The sequence below is a fragment of the Bacteroides sp. M10 genome (genome assembly GCF_014334015.1).
Taxonomy (GTDB): domain Bacteria; phylum Bacteroidota; class Bacteroidia; order Bacteroidales; family Bacteroidaceae; genus Bacteroides; species Bacteroides intestinigallinarum.
Map to the genome: position 1 here is coordinate 2723694 of NZ_CP060488.1, position 22598 is coordinate 2746291.

Annotated in this window: 17 protein-coding genes, 2 tRNA genes and 3 rRNA genes; 15 read left to right on the top strand and 7 right to left on the bottom strand. The window is 43.3% G+C overall.

The features are described from left to right. Position 1: 1 nt before the first annotated feature. From gldH to H8796_RS09615, 5 genes are all read right to left on the bottom strand, one after another. Positions 2 to 475 (bottom strand): gliding motility lipoprotein GldH, encoded by a 474-nt coding sequence (gene gldH / locus H8796_RS09595; RefSeq protein ID WP_117936029.1) that lies wholly within the window; start codon positions 473 to 475, stop codon positions 2 to 4. After that, positions 453 to 1976 carry a regulatory iron-sulfur-containing complex subunit RicT gene (locus H8796_RS09600; RefSeq protein ID WP_117936027.1) on the bottom strand — a complete coding sequence of 508 codons (1524 nt, stop codon included), beginning with the start codon at positions 1974 to 1976 and terminating at the stop codon, positions 453 to 455. Before H8796_RS09600 ends, gldH begins: the two co-directional genes overlap by 23 nt. Before the next feature lie 14 nt (positions 1977 to 1990). Next, positions 1991 to 3115, bottom strand: coding sequence for a DNA polymerase III subunit delta (locus H8796_RS09605; RefSeq protein WP_008997855.1), 1125 nt, complete (start codon positions 3113 to 3115; stop codon positions 1991 to 1993). Position 3116: 1 nt separating this feature from the next. Beyond that, complete coding sequence (gene metF / locus H8796_RS09610) at positions 3117 to 4070, bottom strand: methylenetetrahydrofolate reductase [NAD(P)H] (protein WP_004299949.1); 954 nt, start codon at positions 4068 to 4070, stop codon at positions 3117 to 3119. 187 nt (positions 4071 to 4257) lie between these two features. Further along, the gene (locus tag H8796_RS09615; RefSeq protein WP_004299950.1) at positions 4258 to 4770 is read right to left on the bottom strand and encodes a ferritin-like domain-containing protein; all 513 of its coding nucleotides are present in this window, start codon (positions 4768 to 4770) and stop codon (positions 4258 to 4260) included. 1331 nt (positions 4771 to 6101) lie between these two features. Here H8796_RS09615 and H8796_RS09620 point away from each other — a divergent pair. The 10 genes from H8796_RS09620 (at position 6102) to der (ending at position 15652) form a co-directional block, all read left to right on the top strand. Beyond that, positions 6102 to 7626 (top strand): 16S ribosomal RNA (locus tag H8796_RS09620). A 186-nt stretch (positions 7627 to 7812) separates the two neighbouring features. After that, positions 7813 to 7889 (top strand) — tRNA-Ile (locus tag H8796_RS09625). A 58-nt stretch (positions 7890 to 7947) separates the two neighbouring features. Then, positions 7948 to 8024 (top strand) — tRNA-Ala (locus tag H8796_RS09630). Positions 8025 to 8176: 152 nt separating this feature from the next. Beyond that, a 23S ribosomal RNA gene (locus H8796_RS09635) occupies positions 8177 to 11056 on the top strand. A gap of 77 nt (positions 11057 to 11133) precedes the next feature. Beyond that, a 5S ribosomal RNA gene (gene rrf / locus H8796_RS09640) occupies positions 11134 to 11244 on the top strand. The 16S, 23S and 5S rRNA genes sit together here with 2 tRNA genes alongside, the layout of an rRNA operon. 206 nt (positions 11245 to 11450) lie before the next feature. Then, positions 11451 to 12029, top strand: coding sequence for a DUF177 domain-containing protein (locus H8796_RS09645; protein WP_074638659.1), 579 nt, complete (start codon positions 11451 to 11453; stop codon positions 12027 to 12029). 12 nt (positions 12030 to 12041) lie between these two features. After that, positions 12042 to 12227: a 50S ribosomal protein L32 gene (rpmF, locus tag H8796_RS09650; protein ID WP_004296852.1), complete on the top strand. Its 186-nt coding sequence runs from the start codon at positions 12042 to 12044 to the stop codon at positions 12225 to 12227. A gap of 87 nt (positions 12228 to 12314) precedes the next feature. After that, positions 12315 to 13322, top strand: coding sequence for a beta-ketoacyl-ACP synthase III (locus H8796_RS09655; RefSeq protein ID WP_117938014.1), 1008 nt, complete (start codon positions 12315 to 12317; stop codon positions 13320 to 13322). A gap of 86 nt (positions 13323 to 13408) precedes the next feature. Then, a complete protein-coding gene (gene era, locus H8796_RS09660) occupies positions 13409 to 14290 on the top strand; it encodes a GTPase Era (RefSeq protein WP_004297147.1) in 882 nt (293 codons plus the stop codon). Between the two features lie 48 nt (positions 14291 to 14338). Further along, on the top strand, positions 14339 to 15652 hold the full coding sequence (der, locus tag H8796_RS09665; RefSeq protein ID WP_004297149.1) for a ribosome biogenesis GTPase Der: 1314 nt from the start codon (positions 14339 to 14341) through the stop codon (positions 15650 to 15652). A 143-nt stretch (positions 15653 to 15795) separates the two neighbouring features. Here der and lptB read toward each other — a convergent pair whose 3' ends face one another. After that, positions 15796 to 16557 carry an LPS export ABC transporter ATP-binding protein gene (gene lptB, locus H8796_RS09670; protein WP_004297152.1) on the bottom strand — a complete coding sequence of 254 codons (762 nt, stop codon included), beginning with the start codon at positions 16555 to 16557 and terminating at the stop codon, positions 15796 to 15798. A gap of 75 nt (positions 16558 to 16632) precedes the next feature. On the opposite strand from lptB, the gene H8796_RS09675 reads away from it, so the two are divergent. Together H8796_RS09675 and H8796_RS09680 are read left to right on the top strand one after the other, a co-directional pair. Continuing rightward, a complete protein-coding gene (locus H8796_RS09675; RefSeq protein WP_004297154.1) occupies positions 16633 to 17376 on the top strand; it encodes an ABC transporter permease in 744 nt (247 codons plus the stop codon). Beyond that, complete coding sequence (locus H8796_RS09680) at positions 17373 to 18143, top strand: ABC transporter ATP-binding protein (RefSeq protein WP_004324648.1); 771 nt, start codon at positions 17373 to 17375, stop codon at positions 18141 to 18143. Before H8796_RS09675 ends, H8796_RS09680 begins: the two co-directional genes overlap by 4 nt. A 66-nt stretch (positions 18144 to 18209) precedes the next feature. On the opposite strand, the gene H8796_RS09685 is transcribed toward H8796_RS09680, so the two are convergent. Next, on the bottom strand, positions 18210 to 18455 hold the full coding sequence (locus H8796_RS09685; RefSeq protein ID WP_004297160.1) for an RNA-binding protein: 246 nt from the start codon (positions 18453 to 18455) through the stop codon (positions 18210 to 18212). Between the two features lie 621 nt (positions 18456 to 19076). Here H8796_RS09685 and tig point away from each other — a divergent pair. From tig to clpX, 3 genes are all read left to right on the top strand, one after another. Next, a complete protein-coding gene (tig, locus tag H8796_RS09690; protein ID WP_004297162.1) occupies positions 19077 to 20432 on the top strand; it encodes a trigger factor in 1356 nt (451 codons plus the stop codon). 143 nt (positions 20433 to 20575) lie between these two features. Then, positions 20576 to 21238, top strand: a complete 663-nt coding sequence (gene clpP, locus H8796_RS09695; RefSeq protein WP_004297164.1) for an ATP-dependent Clp endopeptidase proteolytic subunit ClpP — start codon at positions 20576 to 20578, stop codon at positions 21236 to 21238. Positions 21239 to 21240: 2 nt separating this feature from the next. Further along, positions 21241 to 22485, top strand: coding sequence for an ATP-dependent Clp protease ATP-binding subunit ClpX (clpX, locus tag H8796_RS09700; RefSeq protein WP_004324650.1), 1245 nt, complete (start codon positions 21241 to 21243; stop codon positions 22483 to 22485). Positions 22486 to 22598: the final 113 nt, after the last annotated feature.

Here is a 22598-nt window from a genome sequence, read left to right on the forward strand (position 1 = left end):
TTTACTGTTTTTCAATACGGATACCTACATCGCTCAATCCTTGTAGCTTTTCATCTTTCATTCCGTTTATCACTTTGATCGTGTAGTTGCCGGAACGCAAGGGGAGGACGGACTTGATAAAAGTTTCCGATTGGTAAATGCTTCCCCATCCATGTCCCGTCCATCTTCCTGTAGAGTCAGCCAGACTGAAAGCAATGGTATCAGTACGCCATACGGTAGAATCCTGTAGATTCTGACTGATAAATAAATGGAGGTCATGATAAGGATATTCTATTCTGTTGCGGACTTCCGCAAAAAGCCGGAGGGTAGTGGGAATACTGTCGGTGATAGGAATCTGAAAAGAGAGTGTATCACTCTTTCCCCATCCCTCGTCGGGAAGGGATTGGTAAGAGTGATACACCGTATTTTCATTGCAGGCTGTCAGTAAGCAAGCGCTGAATAGAACAAAAAAACTATTCTTGAGTAGGCTTTTCATTATTTGGCAGTTTCTCCTGATTCTGATTTCTTTCCGGTCTGGAAGGAAGTTCCTGATTAGGACGGCGTTCCTGACGTTCCTGTCCTTGCTGTTCCCGTTGGCGGTCTTGTTGCTGCGGGCGTTCCTGTCCTTGTGGACGTTCCTGACCTTGCGGACGTTCTTGGTTCTGTCCCCTTTCCGGACGTCTGTTTTCGTTGTTCCGTCCCTGATTCTGTCCTCTGTTCCGGTTGTTATTGTTATTTCTCGGACGGTTATCTCTTTCCCCTCTGTTGCCGTTTTCTGACGACTGCGGGCGGTTATCATTCTCCCGTTGAGGTTGTTGCGGACGATTTCCGCCTTCCGCTTGTTGTTGCGGGCGGTTGCCGTTATTATTACTATTATTGTTTCCCTTCTTCTTCTTTTTATTGTTCCGGTTAGCGTTGTTGCCGCCATCTTTATTATTCCGGCTGCGGTCGAAGCGGGTCACACTTTCCTGTTCCAGCAAGTCGATCGGTTTCTTCGGTTCCGGTTTCTTTTCCTCTTCGATCAAGCTGTCCGGTTTCATCCCTTTCTTATTCATGGAGATGACTTCAAAAGCACGTTTGCCGCTGATTGTAACCAAATTGGCAGGGAAATTCTTATCCGTAGAGTAAGAAACCTGATTGCTTAGAATATCCGCCTTGAAGAAATAGAAAGTGCCATCCTTTGTTTCCAACTCTATCTCTCTCGAAGGAAGTCGTTTTTGAGCTTCTACATAACAGTCTACCTCATAGTTCAGGCAACATTTCAGTTTAGCACACTGTCCGGCAAGTTTTTGCGGATTTAGTGAAATGTCCTGAAAACGGGCAGCACTGGTAGACACAGAAACAAAACTCGTCATCCATGTGGCACAGCAGAGCTCGCGTCCGCACGGACCGATTCCGCCGATACGTCCGGCTTCCTGACGGGCACCGATTTGTTTCATTTCAATACGTACGCGGAAAGCTTCGGCCAATACTTTGATTAACTGACGGAAGTCTACCCGTTCATCAGCGATGTAGTAGAAAATAGCCTTATTACCATCTCCCTGATACTCCACGTCACCGATTTTCATATCCAGATTAAGGTTCAATGCAATTTGGCGTGCACGGATCATGGTAGCATGTTCTTTGGCTTTCGCTTCGTTGAACTTCTCCATATCCACTGGCTTCGCTTTCCGGTAGACACGTTTGATTTCCGTGTCTGCCTTGAAGTTTGCTTTCTTCATTTGCAGCGGAACGAGCCGCCCCGTCAATGTAACTACTCCGATGTCATGACCCGGAGCTGCTTCTACGGCAACTACATCTCCTTTTTCCAGCTTGATCTTGTTGCTGTTCCGAAAATATCCCTTCCGGGTATTCTTGAACTGCACTTCTACCATGTCACTCTCCTCCGCATTGCCCGGTATATCTGCCAGCCAGTCGTAGGTATTCAGTTTTTTATCTTGTCGGGAACATCCTTTGCAGCAAAGGCCGCCGCTCCCATTATGAAGTTTATATTCCATAAGTTATATATTTATTATTGCTTCAACAGTACGATCATCTTCAGTGAGAAGTCGAAGAATACCATTTTAGCATTTACGTTCTGTTCTATATGTAGCTGCGCTTCGCTTAATTCGTCCATGATGCCCATCACATTACGTTCGTTGACAAAAGGTGCAAAGCGAGTTGCAAAATTCTGTTCGTTAATGGTCATATACGTCAGGTTGCGCTGGTGCAGGTTAAAGATAAAGTTCTCGCGGATCATGCGCTGGCAATATTCCAGAAAGTTTTTCTGGCGTTCGCGTCCCATGCTGGCCACCTGTTCGCTCCACATCTTCATCTCCTTTATTTTCCGTTGATAGGACAAGCGCATCAGGTTGACGAAGAGCTCGAAGAATAACTGATTCTCCTCATTCAGATGAATCGTTTCGAGTGCCTTGACGAAATTTCCGTTTGCCAGATGGGCAATCGAAATGCTATCCGCAGGCTGAACATGATATTTACTCTGCAATACCCGGTCGATGCTGGCTTCGTCAATTTTCCGCACATTCATACGTTGAGTACGGCTCAAGATGGTAGGCAGAATCATGTCCGGAGCTTCGGATACCAACAGAAAAATCGTCTTTTCGGGTGGCTCCTCAAGCAGTTTCAACAACTTATTGGCGCATACCGGGTGCATTTTCTCGGGCAACCATACAATCGTAATCTTAAATCCACCTTCACTGGATTTCAGACTGAGCTTCTTCAGGATCTCATCGCTCTCTTTGGCATAAATCAGCGCTTGCGAGTTCTCCGCGTCCATTTCACCCAACCAATGGTTGAGGTTGAAATAAGGATTGTTAATAACGAATGGCCGCCAATCGGCAATATAATCATCGCACACTTCTTTCTTTCCTTTCGCACTTTTCACGATGGGGAATACGAAATGCACATCCGGATGTACCAGCTTATTGAATTTCACACAAGACGGACAGACACCGCAAGCATCTTCCTCGCCCCGATTGGTGCAACTGATGTAGCGTGCGTATGCGATAGCCAATGGCATTTTGCCAACTCCCTCGGGACCGCAAATGAGTTGGGCATGTGGAATGCGCCCCTCGTTCACTTCCTGAATGAGTCGTTGCTTGATTTCTTCTTGTCCGATTACGTCTCTGAAAAACATATCAATAAATGATTTTGGCTATTTCCTTGATACTGTCTACTGCTCCGATGGAATAGAAATGGATGCTCGGAACTCCGTGTTCCATCAACTCCTTGCATTGAGCCACGCACCATTCAACACCCACCTGTTCGGCTTCCGCATCATTTTTGCATTTCAATGCTTCTTTCACCAGATCTTCCGGCAAATCCACCTTGAATGTTTTGGGAATCATGCTTAGTTGGGAGATTTTCTTGAAAGGCTTGATTCCCGGAATGATAGGAATGTTGATACCTGCTGCCTTAGCCTGCTCCACAAAATCGAAATATTTCTTATTATCGTAGAATAATTGTGTCACAGCATACTCTGCACCAGTTTCTACCTTCTTTTTCAGCCAGTAAAGATCTGTCTCTATGTTAGGAGATTCTTCATGCTTTTCCGGATAACACGCCACGCCATACGAGAAAGGACTGGCGGTGACTTTCATCTCCGAACCGTCAACGAAGATTCCTTTATTGAAATTATTAATCTGCTCCTGCAATTCAATCGCATGATGATATCCGTCTCCTTCGGGAGTAAATACCGATTCATGTTTAGCCTTGTCTCCACGGAGTACCAGCAAATCTGTTATATTCAGAAATTGCAAATCCAGCAATACATATTCGGTTTCCTCACGCGTGAAACCACTGCACAGGATATGAGGAACCACAGTAATATTATATTTATTCTGAATGGCTGCTGCCACAGCGACTGTTCCCGGACGCCTTCTCAGGCGGTTTCTCTGAAAGAGCCCGTTGCCGAGATCTTTGTAGACATATTCGCTACGATGCGTGGTGATATTGATATATTTCGGATCAAATTCTCGAAGAGTGTCGATTGTCTGATAGAGCTTTTCGATTCCGGTTCCCTTCAAAGGAGGGAGAATTTCGAAAGAAAAAGCTGTACCTTTACTGTTATTTATTAAATCAATTACTTTCATTCCTTTTCGTTGATGTTGTTATCTACTTGGATTAAACATGCATATTGGGACAAAAATACGAAAAAAGAAAGATTTCTTCTTGATTTGTTTGAAAATAGTTTGGTTTTTATCGTACTATTACATAAAAGAGGGCATATCCTGTATTTCGGATGCACCCTCTCTCACCTAATCATTATTAAATTAGAATTTACTTTTCGAGAAATGATTTCTTCATTCTGGCAATGTCAGTCAGATAATCTTGTAAATCTTGTTCATGTTCTTCCTCTTCGGCAAGAATATGTTTGGCGATATCACAAGTGGTGAAATCTTTCCCGTTAGTAAAGTCGGCAATTTCCTGATAACGGAGAATGGCACAGCGTTCGGAAGCAACATTATCCTTCAGCAAACTGACTGAATCGAAGCCTTGCGGAGCATCATATTTGCATCTTGCCAGTTCGAACCATTGTTTCGGATCAAGTACCGGAACCCCTTCCAGCTCGATGATACGGTCGGCAAGCAGCTGTGCATGTCTACGTTCTTCTTCGGCATGTTCCTCGAACTCACCTTGTACGTCGGCACGCATGGCGCCTTCCACTACTAATGCACCTACCCAATATTGGTAATATGCCAACCACTCTTCAGCCAATGCTGCGTTCAACTGTGAAATTAAACTTTCTACATCTAATTTACCTTGTAGGATTTTTACACTTTCTCTAGCCATAATTTTAAAGTTTAGGTTACTATGTTTAAATCGCTAATGTAACAGACGGAGGTTCTTTTTGTTTGAGTATCCCGGAGGTTTTAACAGAAAGAATGCATTGCACTGTGCAGCTCCTTCTTTTTTAATAGAACATGGATGCTTTTAATATTTCATTTCAACTAAATTTTTGTATCACTTTTACCCTCACACCCTCACACTTTCGCTCAATCCCTTTGTTCATCGTGGTTACAATGTGTGAGGGTAAGTGCGGTAGTAGGGTGAGGGTAAAAAGTTACCCTCACCCTGTCTCGTCCTGATTCTATCTTAAACAGTTTATAATAAGTGGCTTGTCTATTCGCTTTTATCTTATACTCTTCTATGCAATAGACGTCAATGCCTTATATAATAGATGTTTATTCCTCGTGATTCTTCTGATAAGCCCTAATGTCTTTTAACAGCTCACTGCAGTGAACGAATTTGTTTACTATCGTTAGCTTATTTGCTTACATTTGATAGCTTATTTGTTCACTGCAGTGAGCCCTTGCCAACTACTAAGCAAATGAATATTGAACATAAGAAGAAAGCCTATGAAGTGGCATATCTTATAAAGAAAGATACCTGTATGCTGAAATTAGGATAGTAATTTATTTATTGATTAGTAGGAGCGAATTATAAACTAAAGTAGAGTGATAACAGATAGCTATTCTCACTTTTTTATGTGTTCTTGTCCTGTAGAAATCTATTTTTTAGTTTGTTTCTTTAAGAGTACTTCTCTTTTTACCTTCTCTTTGCGAATATCTTTTTGTTATTTGCTCTACACGCGCGTATGTAATATAATAATGTGCCATTTCCGGCCTGTTTTCATATAGATGTAACATATATGAAGAAAAATATGTTCTACAACATCGTTATGATTCAGTAAGTTAGGGTGGGTATCTAAAAATAATTAGAAAAAATAGTCAGATATATTTGGATGTTATAGATAAGTTGTCTACTTTTGCACCCGCTTTGCTAGAGAGACAGAGCCTAATGATTGACATTCTGCTATAAGATGAAGGCCACAGAAAATAAAAACAAAAAAAACTTTGAAAAAAGTTTGGAGGTTATCTAAAAAAGTCCTTATCTTTGCATCCGCTTTCGCAAAGAAAGCAGAAGCGGCGGAAGCCACGTTAGTTCTTTGAAATATTGATAAACAATACAAGTAGTACAAGTAAAAAAATAGAACCGTCAATACTTGTCTTATTCAGTAGCGATACAGTTAAGACTAATAGGTATTTGAATAAGGTCAATAAATTTACGGCGTCCTGAACAGAGCAAAAAGATCATCTTAACTGATGATAAAAAATACTTTTACAATGAAGAGTTTGATCCTGGCTCAGGATGAACGCTAGCTACAGGCTTAACACATGCAAGTCGAGGGGCAGCATTCTTCTAGCAATAGAAGAGATGGCGACCGGCGCACGGGTGAGTAACACGTATCCAACCTGCCGATAACTCCGGAATAGCCTTTCGAAAGAAAGATTAATACCGGATAGCATACGAATATCGCATGATATTTTTATTAAAGAATTTCGGTTATCGATGGGGATGCGTTCCATTAGTTTGTTGGCGGGGTAACGGCCCACCAAGACTACGATGGATAGGGGTTCTGAGAGGAAGGTCCCCCACATTGGAACTGAGACACGGTCCAAACTCCTACGGGAGGCAGCAGTGAGGAATATTGGTCAATGGGCGCAGGCCTGAACCAGCCAAGTAGCGTGAAGGATGAAGGCTCTATGGGTCGTAAACTTCTTTTATATGGGAATAAAGTTTTCCACGTGTGGAATTTTGTATGTACCATATGAATAAGGATCGGCTAACTCCGTGCCAGCAGCCGCGGTAATACGGAGGATCCGAGCGTTATCCGGATTTATTGGGTTTAAAGGGAGCGTAGGTGGATTGTTAAGTCAGTTGTGAAAGTTTGCGGCTCAACCGTAAAATTGCAGTTGAAACTGGCAGTCTTGAGTACAGTAGAGGTGGGCGGAATTCGTGGTGTAGCGGTGAAATGCTTAGATATCACGAAGAACTCCGATTGCGAAGGCAGCTCACTAGACTGTTACTGACACTGATGCTCGAAAGTGTGGGTATCAAACAGGATTAGATACCCTGGTAGTCCACACAGTAAACGATGAATACTCGCTGTTTGCGATATACAGTAAGCGGCCAAGCGAAAGCATTAAGTATTCCACCTGGGGAGTACGCCGGCAACGGTGAAACTCAAAGGAATTGACGGGGGCCCGCACAAGCGGAGGAACATGTGGTTTAATTCGATGATACGCGAGGAACCTTACCCGGGCTTAAATTGCAAATGAATATGTAGGAAACTATATAGCCGCAAGGCATTTGTGAAGGTGCTGCATGGTTGTCGTCAGCTCGTGCCGTGAGGTGTCGGCTTAAGTGCCATAACGAGCGCAACCCTTATCTTTAGTTACTAACAGGTCATGCTGAGGACTCTAGAGAGACTGCCGTCGTAAGATGTGAGGAAGGTGGGGATGACGTCAAATCAGCACGGCCCTTACGTCCGGGGCTACACACGTGTTACAATGGGGGGTACAGAAGGCAGCTACACGGCGACGTGATGCTAATCCCAAAAACCTCTCTCAGTTCGGATCGAAGTCTGCAACCCGACTTCGTGAAGCTGGATTCGCTAGTAATCGCGCATCAGCCATGGCGCGGTGAATACGTTCCCGGGCCTTGTACACACCGCCCGTCAAGCCATGAAAGCCGGGGGTACCTGAAGTACGTAACCGCAAGGAGCGTCCTAGGGTAAAACTGGTAATTGGGGCTAAGTCGTAACAAGGTAGCCGTACCGGAAGGTGCGGCTGGAACACCTCCTTTCTGGAGCGATGTCGTAACTGTCACCTAAACGTGACAGCCACTTATAGACTTTAAAGGTTCTGTTTTTTGTACTACTGGTACTTGTTTATTTATAATATATAGATCAACCATCTATAGAAGTATAGATAGAGATAAACAAGAGAAAAAAGAAGCCGAGTCTAACATACAGGTAGACAAGGTTGAACTAGTCCTATAGCTCAGTTGGTTAGAGCGCTACACTGATAATGTAGAGGTCGGCAGTTCAACTCTGCCTGGGACTACCAAGCTCAAGAACGAAGGAATGACGCGTAAGCGGAATGCAGCAATTCTTGATAACCTCTTGGGGGATTAGCTCAGCTGGCTAGAGCATCTGCCTTGCACGCAGAGGGTCAACGGTTCGAATCCGTTATTCTCCACCATCTCTGAAAAGAGAAACGATCTTTGACATGATGTACAAAAAGTAAAATTTTAGTAAGAGCTAAAAGTATATATCAAACCGTACGTGATTGATATTGTCATTGAGTATTATTTTTTAATTCTCAATTCTCAATTTTCAATTTAAGAAGTTTGAAAGAAAGTAAGCAAGGGCGCATGGCGGATGCCTTGGCTCTCGGAGGCGATGAAGGACGTGATAAGCTGCGATAAGCTTCGGGAAGGTGCAAATAACCTTTGATCCGAAGATTTCCGAATGGGACAACCCGTCATTCTGAAGGAATGACATCTTGCATAGCAAGAGGCTAACACAGGGAACTGAAACATCTTAGTACCTGTAGGAAAAGAAAATAATAATGATTCCCCTAGTAGTGGCGAGCGAACGGGGATTAGCCCAAACCAATGTTGTTACGGCAATATTGGGGTTGTAGGACCACGACATCGCAAGAAGTTTAGTGAGAAGAACCCTTTGGAAAATGGGACCATAGACGGTGATAGTCCGGTATTCGAAGCTAAACGAAGCGTAGTGGTATCCTGAGTAGCGCGGGACACGAGGAATCTTGCGTGAATCTGCCGGGACCATCCGGTAAGGCTAAATACTCCCGAGAGACCGATAGCGAACCAGTACTGTGAAGGAAAGGTGAAAAGCACTTCGAATAGAAGAGTGAAATAGTCCCTGAAACCGTGCGCCTACAAGCGGTCGGAGCTTTGTAAGAAGTGACGGCGTGCCTTTTGCATAATGAACCTACGAGTTACTTTTTCCGGCAAGGTTAAGTGTCTTAAGACATGAAGCCGAAGCGAAAGCGAGTCTGAACAGGGCGATTAGTCGGAAGGAGTAGACGCGAAACCAAGTGATCTACCCTTGGTCAGGTTGAAGGTTAGGTAACACTAACTGGAGGACCGAACCGATAAGCGTTGAAAAGCTTCCGGATGAACTGAGGGTGGGGGTGAAAGGCTAATCAAACTTGGAGATAGCTCGTACTCCCCGAAATGCATTTAGGTGCAGCCTTGGGAATTACTACTGTGAGGTAGAGCGACTGATAAGATGCGAGGGCTTCACCGCCTATCAAGTCTTGATAAACTCCGAATGCGCAGTAGTTCGATCCCAGGAGTGAGGGCATGGGTGCTAAGGTCCATGTCCTAAAGGAGAAGAATCCAGACCATCAGCTAAGGTCCCCAAATAATTGCTAAGTTGAACTAACGAAGTCAGATTGCTAAGACAGCTAGGATGTTGGCTTGGAAGCAGCCATTCATTTAAAGAGTGCGTAACAGCTCACTAGTCGAGGAGTTTGGCGTGGATAATAATCGGGCATCAAGCAATTTACCGAAGCTATGGGATCCGTAAGGATCGGTAGGGGAGCATTCCACTCTGCGTCGAAGGTGAAGCGTGAGCTTTGCTGGAGCGTGTGGAAAAGCAAATGTAGGTATAAGTAACGATAAAGGGGGTGAGAAACCCCCTCGCCGAAAGACTAAGGTTTCCTGATCAACGCTAATCGGATCAGGGTTAGTCGGGTCCTAAGGCTCAGCCGAACGGTGAGGCCGATGGCAGAACAGGTTAATATTCCTGTACTACCTTAAAGAGTGACGTGGAGACGGAGGAGTGACAGCGCCGCGGACTGACGGAATAGTCCGTTGAAGGGTGTAGATGTTGATTATCCCAGGCAAATCCAGGATAAGAGTCGAACCTGATAGTATACCGCGTTCTTCGGAACAAGGTAATAGTGCGTGTAAACATACTCCCAAGAAAATCCGCTAAACTTAATCTTTAAGGTACCCGTACCGTAAACGGACACACGTAGTCGGGTTGAATATACTAAGGCGCTTGAGTGATTCACGGTTAAGGAACTAGGCAAATTGACCCTGTAACTTCGGGATAAAGGGTCCCAACGAGAGTTGGGCGCAGAGAATAGGTCCAGGCAACTGTTTAACAAAAACACAGGGCTGTGCCAAATTGAAAGATTACGTATACAGCCTGACACCTGCCCGGTGCTGGAAGGTTAAGAGGAGATGTCATCGCAAGAGAAGCATTGAATTGAAGCCCCAGTAAACGGCGGCCGTAACTATAACGGTCCTAAGGTAGCGAAATTCCTTGTCGGGTAAGTTCCGACCTGCACGAATGGTGTAATGATCTGGACACTGTCTCAACCGTGAGCTCAGTGAAATTGTAGTATCGGTGAAGATGCCGATTACCCGCGATGGGACGAAAAGACCCCGTGAACCTTTACTATAGCTTAACATTGAATTTGGGTAATTGATGTGTAGGATAGGCCGGAGACTTTGAAGCAGGTACGCCAGTATTTGTGGAGTCGCTGTTGAAATACGGCCCTTTGATTATTTGAGTTCTAACTCGTAGAAACGAGGACACTGTTTGGTGGGTAGTTTGACTGGGGTGGTCGCCTCCAAAAGTGTAACGGAGGCTTCTAAAGGTGCCCTCAGGACGATTGGTAACCGTCCGTAGAGTGTAATGGCATAAGGGCGCTTGACTGGGAGACAGACAAGTCGATCAGGTAGGAAACTAGAGCATAGTGATCCGGTGTTTCCGTATGGAAGGGACATCGCTCAAAGGATAAAAGGTACTCCGGGGATAACAGGCTGATCCCTCCCAAGAGCTCATATCGACGGAGGGGTTTGGCACCTCGATGTCGGCTCGTCACATCCTGGGGCTGGAGAAGGTCCCAAGGGTTGGGCTGTTCGCCCATTAAAGTGGCACGCGAGCTGGGTTCAGAACGTCGTGAGACAGTTCGGTCTCTATCTATCGTGGGCGTATGAAATTTGCGTGGCTCTGACACTAGTACGAGAGGACCGTGTTGGACTGACCGCTGGTTTACCAGTTGTGCCGCCAGGTGCATTGCTGGGTATCTAAGTCGGGATTGGATAAGTGCTGAAAGCATCTAAGTACGAAGCCAGCCACAAGATTAGATTTCTTAGGGTCGTCAAAGACGATGACGTTGATAGGATGCAGGTGTAAAGGTGGTAACATCAAAGCCGAGCATTACTAATTGCCCGTTCACTTTCTTTCGAACATGTACCGGTTGGGTATATACGTTTAGCTTTCTAGACACTGAATTTTTACTTTTCATCATGTCATAACCTTATTCAGGTGGTTATAGCACGAGGGTTCCACCTCTTTCCATTCCGAACAGAGAAGTTAAGCCTCGTCACGCCGATGGTACTGCGTAACAGTGGGAGAGTAGGTAGCCGCCGTTTTTAAGAAGCCTCGCTTGTCTATTGGACGGGCGAGGCTTTCTGTTTTTTATTACTTTGGTATTTATATCGCCGTTTTTAACAGATACAAACCTCATAATACCTATTAAAAAAGTGAATATTTACTGATAATTTGTATGTTATGAGGATATTTATTTGTATCTTTGTCGCCCGAATTGTAAGCTAACGATTTAAAAAAGAGAGAAGCTTTGGGAAAGTTTGATAAATACAAAATTGACTTGAAAGGAATGCAAACAGACTCTGTTAAGTATGAGTTTGTATTGGATAACCTTTACTTCGCTCACATTGATGGTCCTGAAGTTCAGAAAGGAAAGGTGAATGTTACATTGACCGTGAAAAGAACCTCTCGTGCTTTCGAGCTGAGTTTTCAGACTGAGGGAATGGTATCAGTACCATGTGACCGTTGTCTGGATGATATGGAGCTACCTATCAGTTCTTCTGATAAACTGATGGTAAAGTTTGGACATGAATATGCAGAAGAAGGTGACAACCTGATTGTGATTCCCGAGGAAGAAGGGGAAATCAACGTTGCATGGTTCATGTATGAGTTTGTTGCGCTCTCTGTACCCATGAAGCATGTACATGCTCCCGGTAAGTGCAATAAAGCGATGACTGGTAAATTGAACAAGCATTTGAAAACAAATGCGAATGAGGATAGCGATGATACTTTCGACACAGGTGGAGATGACATCGTAATTGAGGAAGAAGTGGAGGAACAAATTGATCCCCGCTGGAATGAATTAAAAAAAATATTAGATAATAATTAAAGTTTTAAGAAAATGGCACATCCTAAGAGAAGACAATCAAGTACGAGACAAGCGAAGAGAAGAACTCATGATAAGGCAGTAGCTCCTACATTGGCTATTTGTCCGAATTGCGGTGAATGGCACGTTTACCACACTGTATGTGGTGCTTGTGGCTATTACAGAGGCAAGCTCGCTATTGAGAAAGAAGCAGCTGTATAATTAGTACAGTTATACTGAAAACAGCCTGGGGGTGAAACTCTCCGGCTGCTTTAAGTATTATAGTATTGCTAATTTAAAATAGGTTTGATGGAAAAAATAAATGCAGTAATCACAGGAGTCGGCGGGTACGTACCCGATTATATCTTGACTAACGACGAGATATCAAAAATGGTGGATACCAACGACGAATGGATTATGACTCGTATCGGAGTAAAGGAAAGACATATTCTGAATGAGGAAGGATTAGGTAGTTCATACATGGCACGCAAAGCTGCCAAACAGTTGATGAAGAAGACTGGTGCTAATCCTGATGATATCGATTTGGTTGTTGTTGCTACCACTACTCCTGACTATCACTTCCCTTCTACAGCTTCTATTCTTTGTGATAAACTCGGACTAAAGAATGCTTTTGCCTTCGACTTGCAGGCTGCTTGTAGCGGATTCCTGTATTTGATGGAGACAGTTGCTAATTTCATCCGTTCGGGAAGATATAAGAAAATTATCATTGTCGGTGCCGATAAGATGTCGTCAATGGTTAACTATACAGATCGTGCTACATGCCCTATTTTCGGTGACGGTGCTGCTGCCTTTATGGTGGAACCCACTACGGAAGATTACGGAATCATGGATTCGATACTGAGAACAGATGGCAAAGGTTTGCCTTTCCTCCACATGAAAGCTGGTGGTTCGGTTTGTCCTCCGTCTTATTTCACAGTAGACAATAAAATGCACTATTTGCACCAGGAAGGAAGAACAGTATTTAAATATGCTGTATCCAACATGTCGGATGTCTCTGCTGCAATCGCAGAAAAGAATGGTCTGACGAAAGATAGTATCAACTGGATTGTTCCGCATCAGGCGAATGTCCGTATTATCGAGGCTGTGGCTCACCGTATGGATGTGCCAATGGATAAAGTGTTGGTAAATATTGAGCATTACGGTAACACGAGTGCCGCTACACTTCCTCTGTGTATCTGGGATTATGAAGATAAACTCAAGAAAGGCGATAACATCATTTTCACTGCATTCGGTGCCGGATTTACTTGGGGCGCAGTATACGTGAAATGGGGTTATGATGGAAAGAAGGAATCGTAACGTAAGTTACTGAACTATAACACTCAAAAACGCATCCTATTTCGATTCGATGCGTTTTTTTGTCTCAACCAATAAAATAAAGAGAAATGCATAAAGCAGGTTTTGTAAACATCGTAGGAAATCCGAATGTCGGAAAGTCGACATTGATGAATGTCTTGGTGGGCGAACGTATTTCGATCGCTACCTTCAAAGCGCAGACTACTCGTCACCGGATTATGGGGATCTATAATACGGATGAGATGCAGATTGTTTTTTCTGATACTCCGGGTGTATTGAAGCCCAATTATAAGCTACAGGAGTCTATGCTGAATTTTTCTACTTCGGCATTGACGGATGCGGATATCTTGCTTTATGTAACGGACGTGGTGGAGACGCCGGATAAGAATAATGAGTTTATGGAAAAGGTGCGTCAGATGACGGTGCCTGTTCTCTTGCTCATCAATAAGATAGATCTTACAGATCAGGAAAAACTGGTAAAGCTGGTGGAAGAATGGAAAGAGTTGCTTCCCCAAGCCGAAATTATTCCGATTTCTGCTACATCAAAGTTCAATGTAGACTATGTGATGAAGCGGATCAAAGAACTGCTGCCCGATTCTCCTCCTTATTTTGGAAAGGATCAGTGGACGGATAAGCCTGCCCGTTTCTTCGTGAATGAGATTATCCGGGAAAAGATTCTGCTCTATTACGATAAAGAGATCCCCTATTCGGTGGAGGTTGTTGTGGAAGAGTTTAAGGAAGAACCGAAGAAGATTCATATTCGGGCGGTGATTAACGTGGAACGTGATTCGCAGAAAGGAATCATTATCGGTAAACAGGGAAAGGCGTTGAAGAAGGTGGCTACCGAGGCTCGCCGTGAACTGGAACGTTTCTTTGGAAAGACTATTTTTCTCGAAACGTATGTGAAAGTGGATAAGGATTGGCGTAGTTCGGATAAGGAACTCCGCAATTTTGGTTATCAGTTAGATTAAGAGTATTCATGCGACTGTGATAGTCGTGAAAAAACAAGGTATTGAACTATGGGTAATTTAGTTGCAATTGTAGGACGCCCGAATGTGGGCAAGTCTACCTTATTTAACCGTCTGACGAAGACTCGTCAGGCTATTGTGAATGAAGAAGCGGGTACAACCCGCGACAGACAATATGGCAAGTCTGAGTGGCTGGGCCGTGAATTCTCTGTGGTTGACACCGGTGGATGGGTGGTCAACTCGGATGATGTCTTTGAAGAGGAAATCCGTAAGCAGGTATTATTGGCTGTGGAAGAAGCGGATGTCATTCTGTTTGTAGTGGATGTGATGAATGGAGTGACTGACTTGGATATGCAGGTAGCTGCTATTCTGCGTCGTGCTAATAGTCCGGTGATTATGGTTGCCAATAAAACGGATAACCACGATTTACAATATAATGCTCCCGAATTCTATAAACTGGGATTGGGCGATCCGTATTGCGTTTCTGCCATGACAGGAAGTGGTACGGGTGATTTGATGGACTTGATTGTCAGCAATTTCAAGAAAGAGTCGTCAGAAATCCTGGATGATGATATTCCCCGTTTTGCTGTGGTAGGACGTCCGAACGCCGGAAAGTCTTCCATTGTAAATGCATTTATTGGGGAAGAACGTAATATCGTAACAGAGATTGCCGGAACTACCCGCGACTCTATCTATACTCGTTACAATAAATTCGGATTTGATTTTTATCTGGTGGATACAGCGGGTATCCGTAAGAAAAACAAGGTAAATGAAGACTTGGAATATTATTCAGTCGTTCGTTCGATTCGTTCTATCGAAGGTTCGGATGTTTGTATTCTGATGTTGGATGCTACAAGAGGTGTTGAGGGGCAGGACTTGAATATCTTCTCTCTGATTCAGAAGAATCAGAAAGGTCTGGTAGTTGTTATAAATAAGTGGGATTTGGTGGAAGATAAATCGGTGAAAGTACAGAAAGCGTTTGAGGAAGCTGTTCGCTCGCGTTTTGCTCCGTTTGTCGATTTCCCGATCATCTTTGCTTCTGCACTGACTAAACAACGTATTCTGAAAGTGCTTGAAGAAGCACGTAGTGTGTATGAGAACCGGACGACAAAGATCCCGACCGCACGTTTGAATGAAGAAATGCTTCCGTTGATCGAGGCTTATCCGCCTCCTTCAAATAAAGGTAAGTATATCAAAATTAAATATATCACACAGTTGCCGAATACACAGGTGCCTTCATTTGTATATTTCGCCAACTTGCCGCAGTATGTGAAAGAGCCATATAAACGTTTCCTCGAAAATAAGATGCGTGAGAAATGGAATCTGACAGGTACTCCGGTAAATATCTATATTCGACAGAAATAAAATTCACTACAGAGGACACAGAGTTTTATTTTATAAGAAGACACGGATTGCCCCAATATATATTTATATAGTTGAGACAGTCCGTGTCTTTGATTTATTATTTCTCTGTGTCCTCTGTGTCCTCCGTGTCCTCTGTGGTGAACCTATTTTTCCAACTGGAAATCTTTTCGGCGTAACACGAAACTGTTACTCAAGTATTTTTCACGCACAATCTGATTTTCCGATAATTCTTCCGGTGTTCCCTGGAAAAGGATCTTTCCTTCGAACAGCAGATAGGCGCGGTCTGTGATACTAAGCGTTTCCTGTACGTTGTGGTCGGTAATTAGGATTCCGATATTCTTGTCTTTCAGTTTCCATACAATTTGCTGGATATCTTCTACGGCAATCGGGTCGACACCGGCAAAAGGTTCGTCAAGCATGATGAATTTGGGGTCGATGGCAAGACAACGGGCAATCTCTGTACGGCGGCGCTCACCTCCCGACAACTGGTTACCTTTATTTTTGCGTACCTTTTGCAGACGGAACTCTGCAATCAGGCTTTCGAGTTTCTCTTTTTGATATTCTTTGGGCTTGTTGGTCATTTCCAGTACAGAGGCGATATTATCTTCCACGCTCATCTGGCGGAAAACGGATGCTTCCTGTGCAAGGTAGCCGATTCCCGTTTGTGCGCGTTTGTAAACCGGATATTTGGTAATTTCCAGGTCATCGAGGAAAATACGTCCTTCATTAGGAGTAATCAACCCTACAGTCATATAGAATGAAGTCGTCTTACCGGCACCGTTCGGTCCCAGCAAACCTACAATCTCACCTTGCTTCACATTGATGGAAACGTGGCTTACAACGGTTCGTTTACCGTACTTCTTAACCAGGTCTTCCGTGCGGAGCACCATCTTGCTTTCTTCCATATTCTAGTTATTTTGCGGCAAATGTAGTAAAAATAAGCTGAAATAATGTACATTTGCAGACAAATAGTGTGAGTTATGATAAAAGCATTGAGAACCGTCGGGAGATATTTCATGCTGATGGGACGGACTTTTTCCCGCCCCGAACGTATGCGTATGTTCTTTCGGCAATACCTTAACGAGTTGGAGCAGCTAGGTGTGAACTCCATCGGTATTGTGCTGTTGATTTCGTTTTTCATCGGCGCAGTGATTACCATCCAGATTAAGTTGAATATCGAAAGTCCATGGATGCCCCGCTGGACAGTGGGATATGTGACACGTGAAATTATGTTGCTGGAATTTTCTTCCTCCATCATGTGTTTGATTCTTGCCGGAAAAGTCGGGTCGAATATTGCTTCGGAATTAGGAACGATGCGGGTGACGCAACAGATTGATGCGCTCGAAATCATGGGTATCAATTCGGCGAACTACCTGATTTTGCCTAAGATTACAGCGATGGTGACTGTTATCCCTATTCTAGTGACGTTTAGTATCTTTGCCGGAATCATCGGTGCCTTTTGCACGTGTTGGTTTGCCGGGGTGATGAATGCTGTCGATCTCGAATATGGTTTGCAGTATATGTTTAACGAATGGTTTATCTGGGCGGGTATCATCAAATCCCTCTTTTTTGCGTTTATCATTGCAAGTGTGTCCGCTTTCTTCGGATACACGGTAGAGGGAGGTTCGATTGCTGTAGGAAAGGCTTCTACGGATGCCGTAGTATCCAGCAGTGTATTGATTCTGTTTTCAGACTTGATATTAACTAAACTTTTGATGGGATGATTGAGATTAAAGGACTTTATAAATCATTTGATGACAAGACAGTATTGAGTGATATCAATGCTGACTTTGCAAATGGAAAGACAAACTTGATTATCGGTCAGAGTGGTTCCGGTAAGACGGTGTTGATGAAATGTATTGTAGGATTGCTAACTCCGGAGAAAGGGGAGGTCTTGTATGACGGACGTAACCTTGTCCTGATGGGGAAGAAGGAGAAGAAGATGCTTCGCAAGGAAATGGGAATGATTTTCCAGAGTGCGGCTCTTTTTGACTCTATGACCGTATTTGATAATGTGATGTTTCCACTGAATATGTTTAGCAACGATATCTTGCGTGACCGGATCAAACGGGCGATGTTCTGTCTGGATCGTGTGAATCTGGGGGAAGCGAAAGATAAGTTTCCGGGAGAAATCAGTGGTGGTATGCAGAAGCGTGTGGCTATTGCGCGTGCGATTGCCTTGAATCCGCAATATCTGTTTTGCGATGAACCGAACTCGGGGCTGGATCCGAAAACGTCATTGGTGATTGATGATCTGATCCACGATATTACGCAGGAATATAACATGACGACCATTATCAATACGCATGATATGAACTCTGTATTGGGAATTGGTGAGAAGGTGATTTATATTTATGAGGGACATAAAGAGTGGGAAGGTACGAAAGATGATATCTTTACTTCTACCAATGAACGACTGAATAACTTTATCTTTGCTTCCGACTTGCTCCGTAAGGTGAAGGACGTGGAAGTGCAGGGAATGGAAGGGTAATAAAAAAACTTCTGTCATCGGGTGACAGAAGTTTCTTTTTTTTCTTAGCTATGTTAGCGTCGGCAATTAAGCTCTAGGTCTAGCTTCTTTAACTACCATTGTACGGCCCATGTATTCAGCTCCGTTCAATTCAGCAATAGCTTTTGCAGCTGCAGCGTCGTCTTCCATTTCGATGAAAGCGAATCCTTTGGATTTACCGGTTTCACGGTCCATAACAACTTTAACTGATGATACTGCTCCGTAATCTTCCATCACTTGTTGCAGATCTCCTTCCTTAACACGGTAGTTAAGGTTTCCAACATAAATGTTCATAATGAAAATGATAAAAAATAAATAAATGAATAAAACTCTCTGGATAGATGGTTACTAATAAAAAGATTAAAACGACAGAGAGTTTACAAATGCGTTTTCGTAACGGAAGTAAAAACCTTGTAATCAAATCGAGAAACTAATGGTCCATCAATCCGCAGCAAAGAAAAGAATAATTTTTGGATTAACCATCTTTTTGGAAAGTTAATTTGCGGATTATCAGAAAAAAAAGTTCTTTCCTTTTCTCTTGAAAGAAAAGAAAGAACCAAAGAAAAGTTCAAGGCTGACTTTTTTCTCCTACTCGCTTCCTTCACTACGCTAAAGGGCAGAAACTCGCTACGCTCAAACAGTCTGCCCTTCTTAACGCTCCGTTACGGGCACTCGCTTGACGGAGAAAAAAGTAGGCCGGGGGAACCTGGCGGGGTGGGTGTTAATGGGGAATTTTCATTGTTAAGGTGTGGATATGAGTAGAATATCAGTGAAATATCAGTAAAAGATGTGTGAAAGATGGGTGGTGTTGCTGAAATAAATCTGCAATGTCTTTTGAAATTTGAAAGATTAGCACTAATTTTGCACCCTCTTTGAGTATAGAACAAAGTATAAATCAAATAAATAATTGTCAGAATGAACGTTTCATTACAAAACATTGACAAAGTAAGCGCAGAGCTTACTGTAAAGCTTGAGAAAGCCGATTATCAGGAGAAAGTAGACAAAGAGTTGAAGTCACTCCGTCAGAAGGCACAGATTCCGGGATTCCGTAAAGGTATGGTTCCGACAAGTCTTATTAAAAAGATGTATGGTAAGTCGGTAATTGCAGAGGTTGTGAATAAGGCACTGCAAGAAGCTGTTTACAATTATATTAAAGAAAATAAGGTGAATATGTTGGGCGAGCCGTTGCCTAACGAAGAAAAGCAACAGAATATTGATTTCGATACAATGGAAGAATTCGATTTCGTATTCGACATCGCTTTGGCACCTGAATTTAAAGCAGAAGTAAGTGCTAAAGATAAAGTAGATTATTATACTATCGAAGTTTCTGACGAAATGATCGACAACCAGGTGAAGATGTACACTCAACGCACTGGCAAGTATGATAAGGTAGACGCTTACGAAGATAATGATATGCTGAAAGGTCTGCTGGCACAGTTGGACGAAGAAGGCAACACAAAAGAAGGTGGCATTCAGGTAGAAGCTGCTGTGTTGATGCCTGCTTACATGAAGAACGACGATCAGAAAGCTATTTTTGCTAATGCAAAAGTAAATGATGTATTGGTGTTCAATCCGAATGTGGCTTATGACGGACATGCTGCCGAACTGGGTTCTTTGTTGAAGATTGACAAGGAAATTGCAAAAGACGTGAAGTCTGATTTCAGCTTCCAGGTAGAAGAAATCACTCGTTTTGTTCCGGGTGAATTGACTCAGGAAGTATTCGACCAGGCATTCGGCGAAGGTGTTGTGAAGACTGAAGAAGAATTCCGCGCTAAGATTAAAGAAGAAATCGCAGCTAGATTTGTGGCTGACAGCGATTATAAATTCCTGATCGACATTCGTAAGGTGATGATGGAAAAAGTAGGTAAACTGGAATTCTCTGATGCCCTGCTGAAACGTATCATGTTGCTGAACAACGAAGAAAAGGGAGAAGAATATGTTGCTGAAAACTATGATAAGAGCATTGAAGAACTGACTTGGCACCTGATTAAGGAACAGTTGGTTGAAGCAAACGATATCAAAGTAGAACAGGAAGATGTTCTGAAGATGGCTAGAGAAACAACAAAGGCACAGTTTGCTCAATACGGTATGTTGTCTATTCCTGACGATGTGCTTGACAACTATGCACAGGAAATGTTGAAGAAGAAAGAAACTATCAATAATTTGGTAAGTCGTGTGGTAGAAGTGAAGCTTGCTGCTGCTCTGAAAGCGCAGGTTACTTTGGAAAACAAGAACGTTTCGATCGAAGAATTCAATAAAATGTTTGAGTAATCATTCGGTTGAATAAAATATAAAGTCACAGAAACACAGAGTTTTTATAAAATTATAACTCTGTGTTTTTTTGTGTCTCTGTATTCTTTTTCGTTTCTTTGTACTTACGTTTATTTTTAATTTATAAGAAAGGAACAATTAACATGGATGATTTTAGAAAATACGCAACCAAGCATTTAGGAATGAATGGCATGGTATTGGATGATGTGATTAAGTCGCAGGCCGGGTATTTGAATCCCTATATTCTGGAAGAAAGACAGTTGAACGTAACTCAACTCGACGTTTTCTCCCGTTTGATGATGGACCGCATCATTTTCCTTGGTACACAAGTTGATGACTATACAGCTAATACGCTTCAGGCACAGTTGTTGTATCTGGATTCTGTGGATCCGGGTAAGGATATCTCTATCTATATCAACTCTCCGGGCGGAAGTGTATATGCCGGACTGGGCATTTATGATACGATGCAGTTTATTTCAAGCGATGTTGCTACCATCTGTACAGGTATGGCAGCTTCAATGGCAGCCGTATTGCTGGTTGCTGGTGCTGAAGGCAAACGTTCTGCATTGCCTCACTCACGTGTGATGATTCATCAACCGATGGGTGGTGCGCAAGGACAAGCATCGGACATTGAAATCACAGCTCGTGAGATTCAGAAATTGAAGAAAGAACTTTATACGATCATCGCCGATCATTCGCATACTGATTTCGATAAAGTATGGGCGGACTCTGACCGTGACTACTGGATGACAGCGCAGGAAGCGAAAGAGTACGGTATGATTGATGAGGTATTGATTAAGAAATAAAAATGGCTGATTCAAAAACAAAGAAAAGGTGTAGCTTCTGTGGACGGTCGGAGAATGAAGTCGGATTCCTGATTACGGGAATGAGCGGCTACATTTGCGACAGCTGTGCTACCCAGGCTTATGAGATTACTCAGGAAGCATTGGGAGAAAGCAAGAAAAGTGCAGGAGCTACCAAGCTCAACTTAAAAGAACTGCCCAAACCGGTAGAAATCAAGAAATTCCTCGACCAGTATGTGATCGGACAGGATGATGCGAAACGCTTCCTTTCCGTATCGGTCTATAACCATTATAAACGTCTGTTGCAAAAAGACAGCGGTGATGATGTGGAGATTGAAAAGTCGAACATTATTATGGTGGGTAGTACCGGAACCGGGAAAACGTTGCTCGCACGCACGATTGCTAAGTTACTGCACGTGCCGTTTACTATTGTAGACGCTACAGTGCTGACGGAGGCCGGTTATGTGGGCGAAGATATCGAAAGTATTTTAACCCGTTTGCTTCAGGTGGCAGATTATAATGTACCTGAAGCTGAACAGGGTATCGTGTTTATCGACGAGATCGACAAAATTGCCCGTAAAGGAGATAATCCTTCCATCACTCGCGACGTGAGCGGTGAAGGCGTACAGCAGGGATTACTGAAATTGCTCGAAGGTTCTGTGGTGAACGTACCTCCCCAGGGAGGCCGTAAACATCCGGACCAGAAGATGATTCCGGTAAATACCAAGAATATTCTCTTTATCTGCGGTGGTGCGTTCGACGGTATCGAGAAGAAGATCGCCCAACGGTTGAACACCCATGTCGTAGGTTATACGGCATCGCAGAAAACAGCGACGGTAGACAAGAATAACATGATGCAGTACATCGCTCCACAGGATTTGAAGTCATTCGGACTGATTCCCGAAATTATCGGACGTCTTCCGGTGTTGACCTATTTGAATCCGCTGGACCGGGATGCGCTTCGTGCGATCCTTACCGAACCGAAAAACTCAATCATCAAACAGTACATCAAACTGTTTGAAATGGATGGTATCAAGCTGACATTTGAAGATGATGTCTTCGAATATATCGTCGACAAGGCGGTAGAATATAAGCTGGGTGCCCGCGGATTGCGCTCTATTGTGGAAACAATCATGATGGATGTCATGTTTGAAATCCCTTCAGAGAACAAAAAAGAGTATAAGGTGACGCTGGATTATGCAAAGATGCAACTGGAAAAAGCGAATATGGCACGACTACAAACCGCTTAAAATCAAAGAGTAAGGCTACAGAAAATGATCGTAACTGTATTTTCTTGAAAATATTAGTCGCATTTTGCTTGGTAATTACGAAGTTGTTTATAACTTTGTTTGGCTCTCTTGAA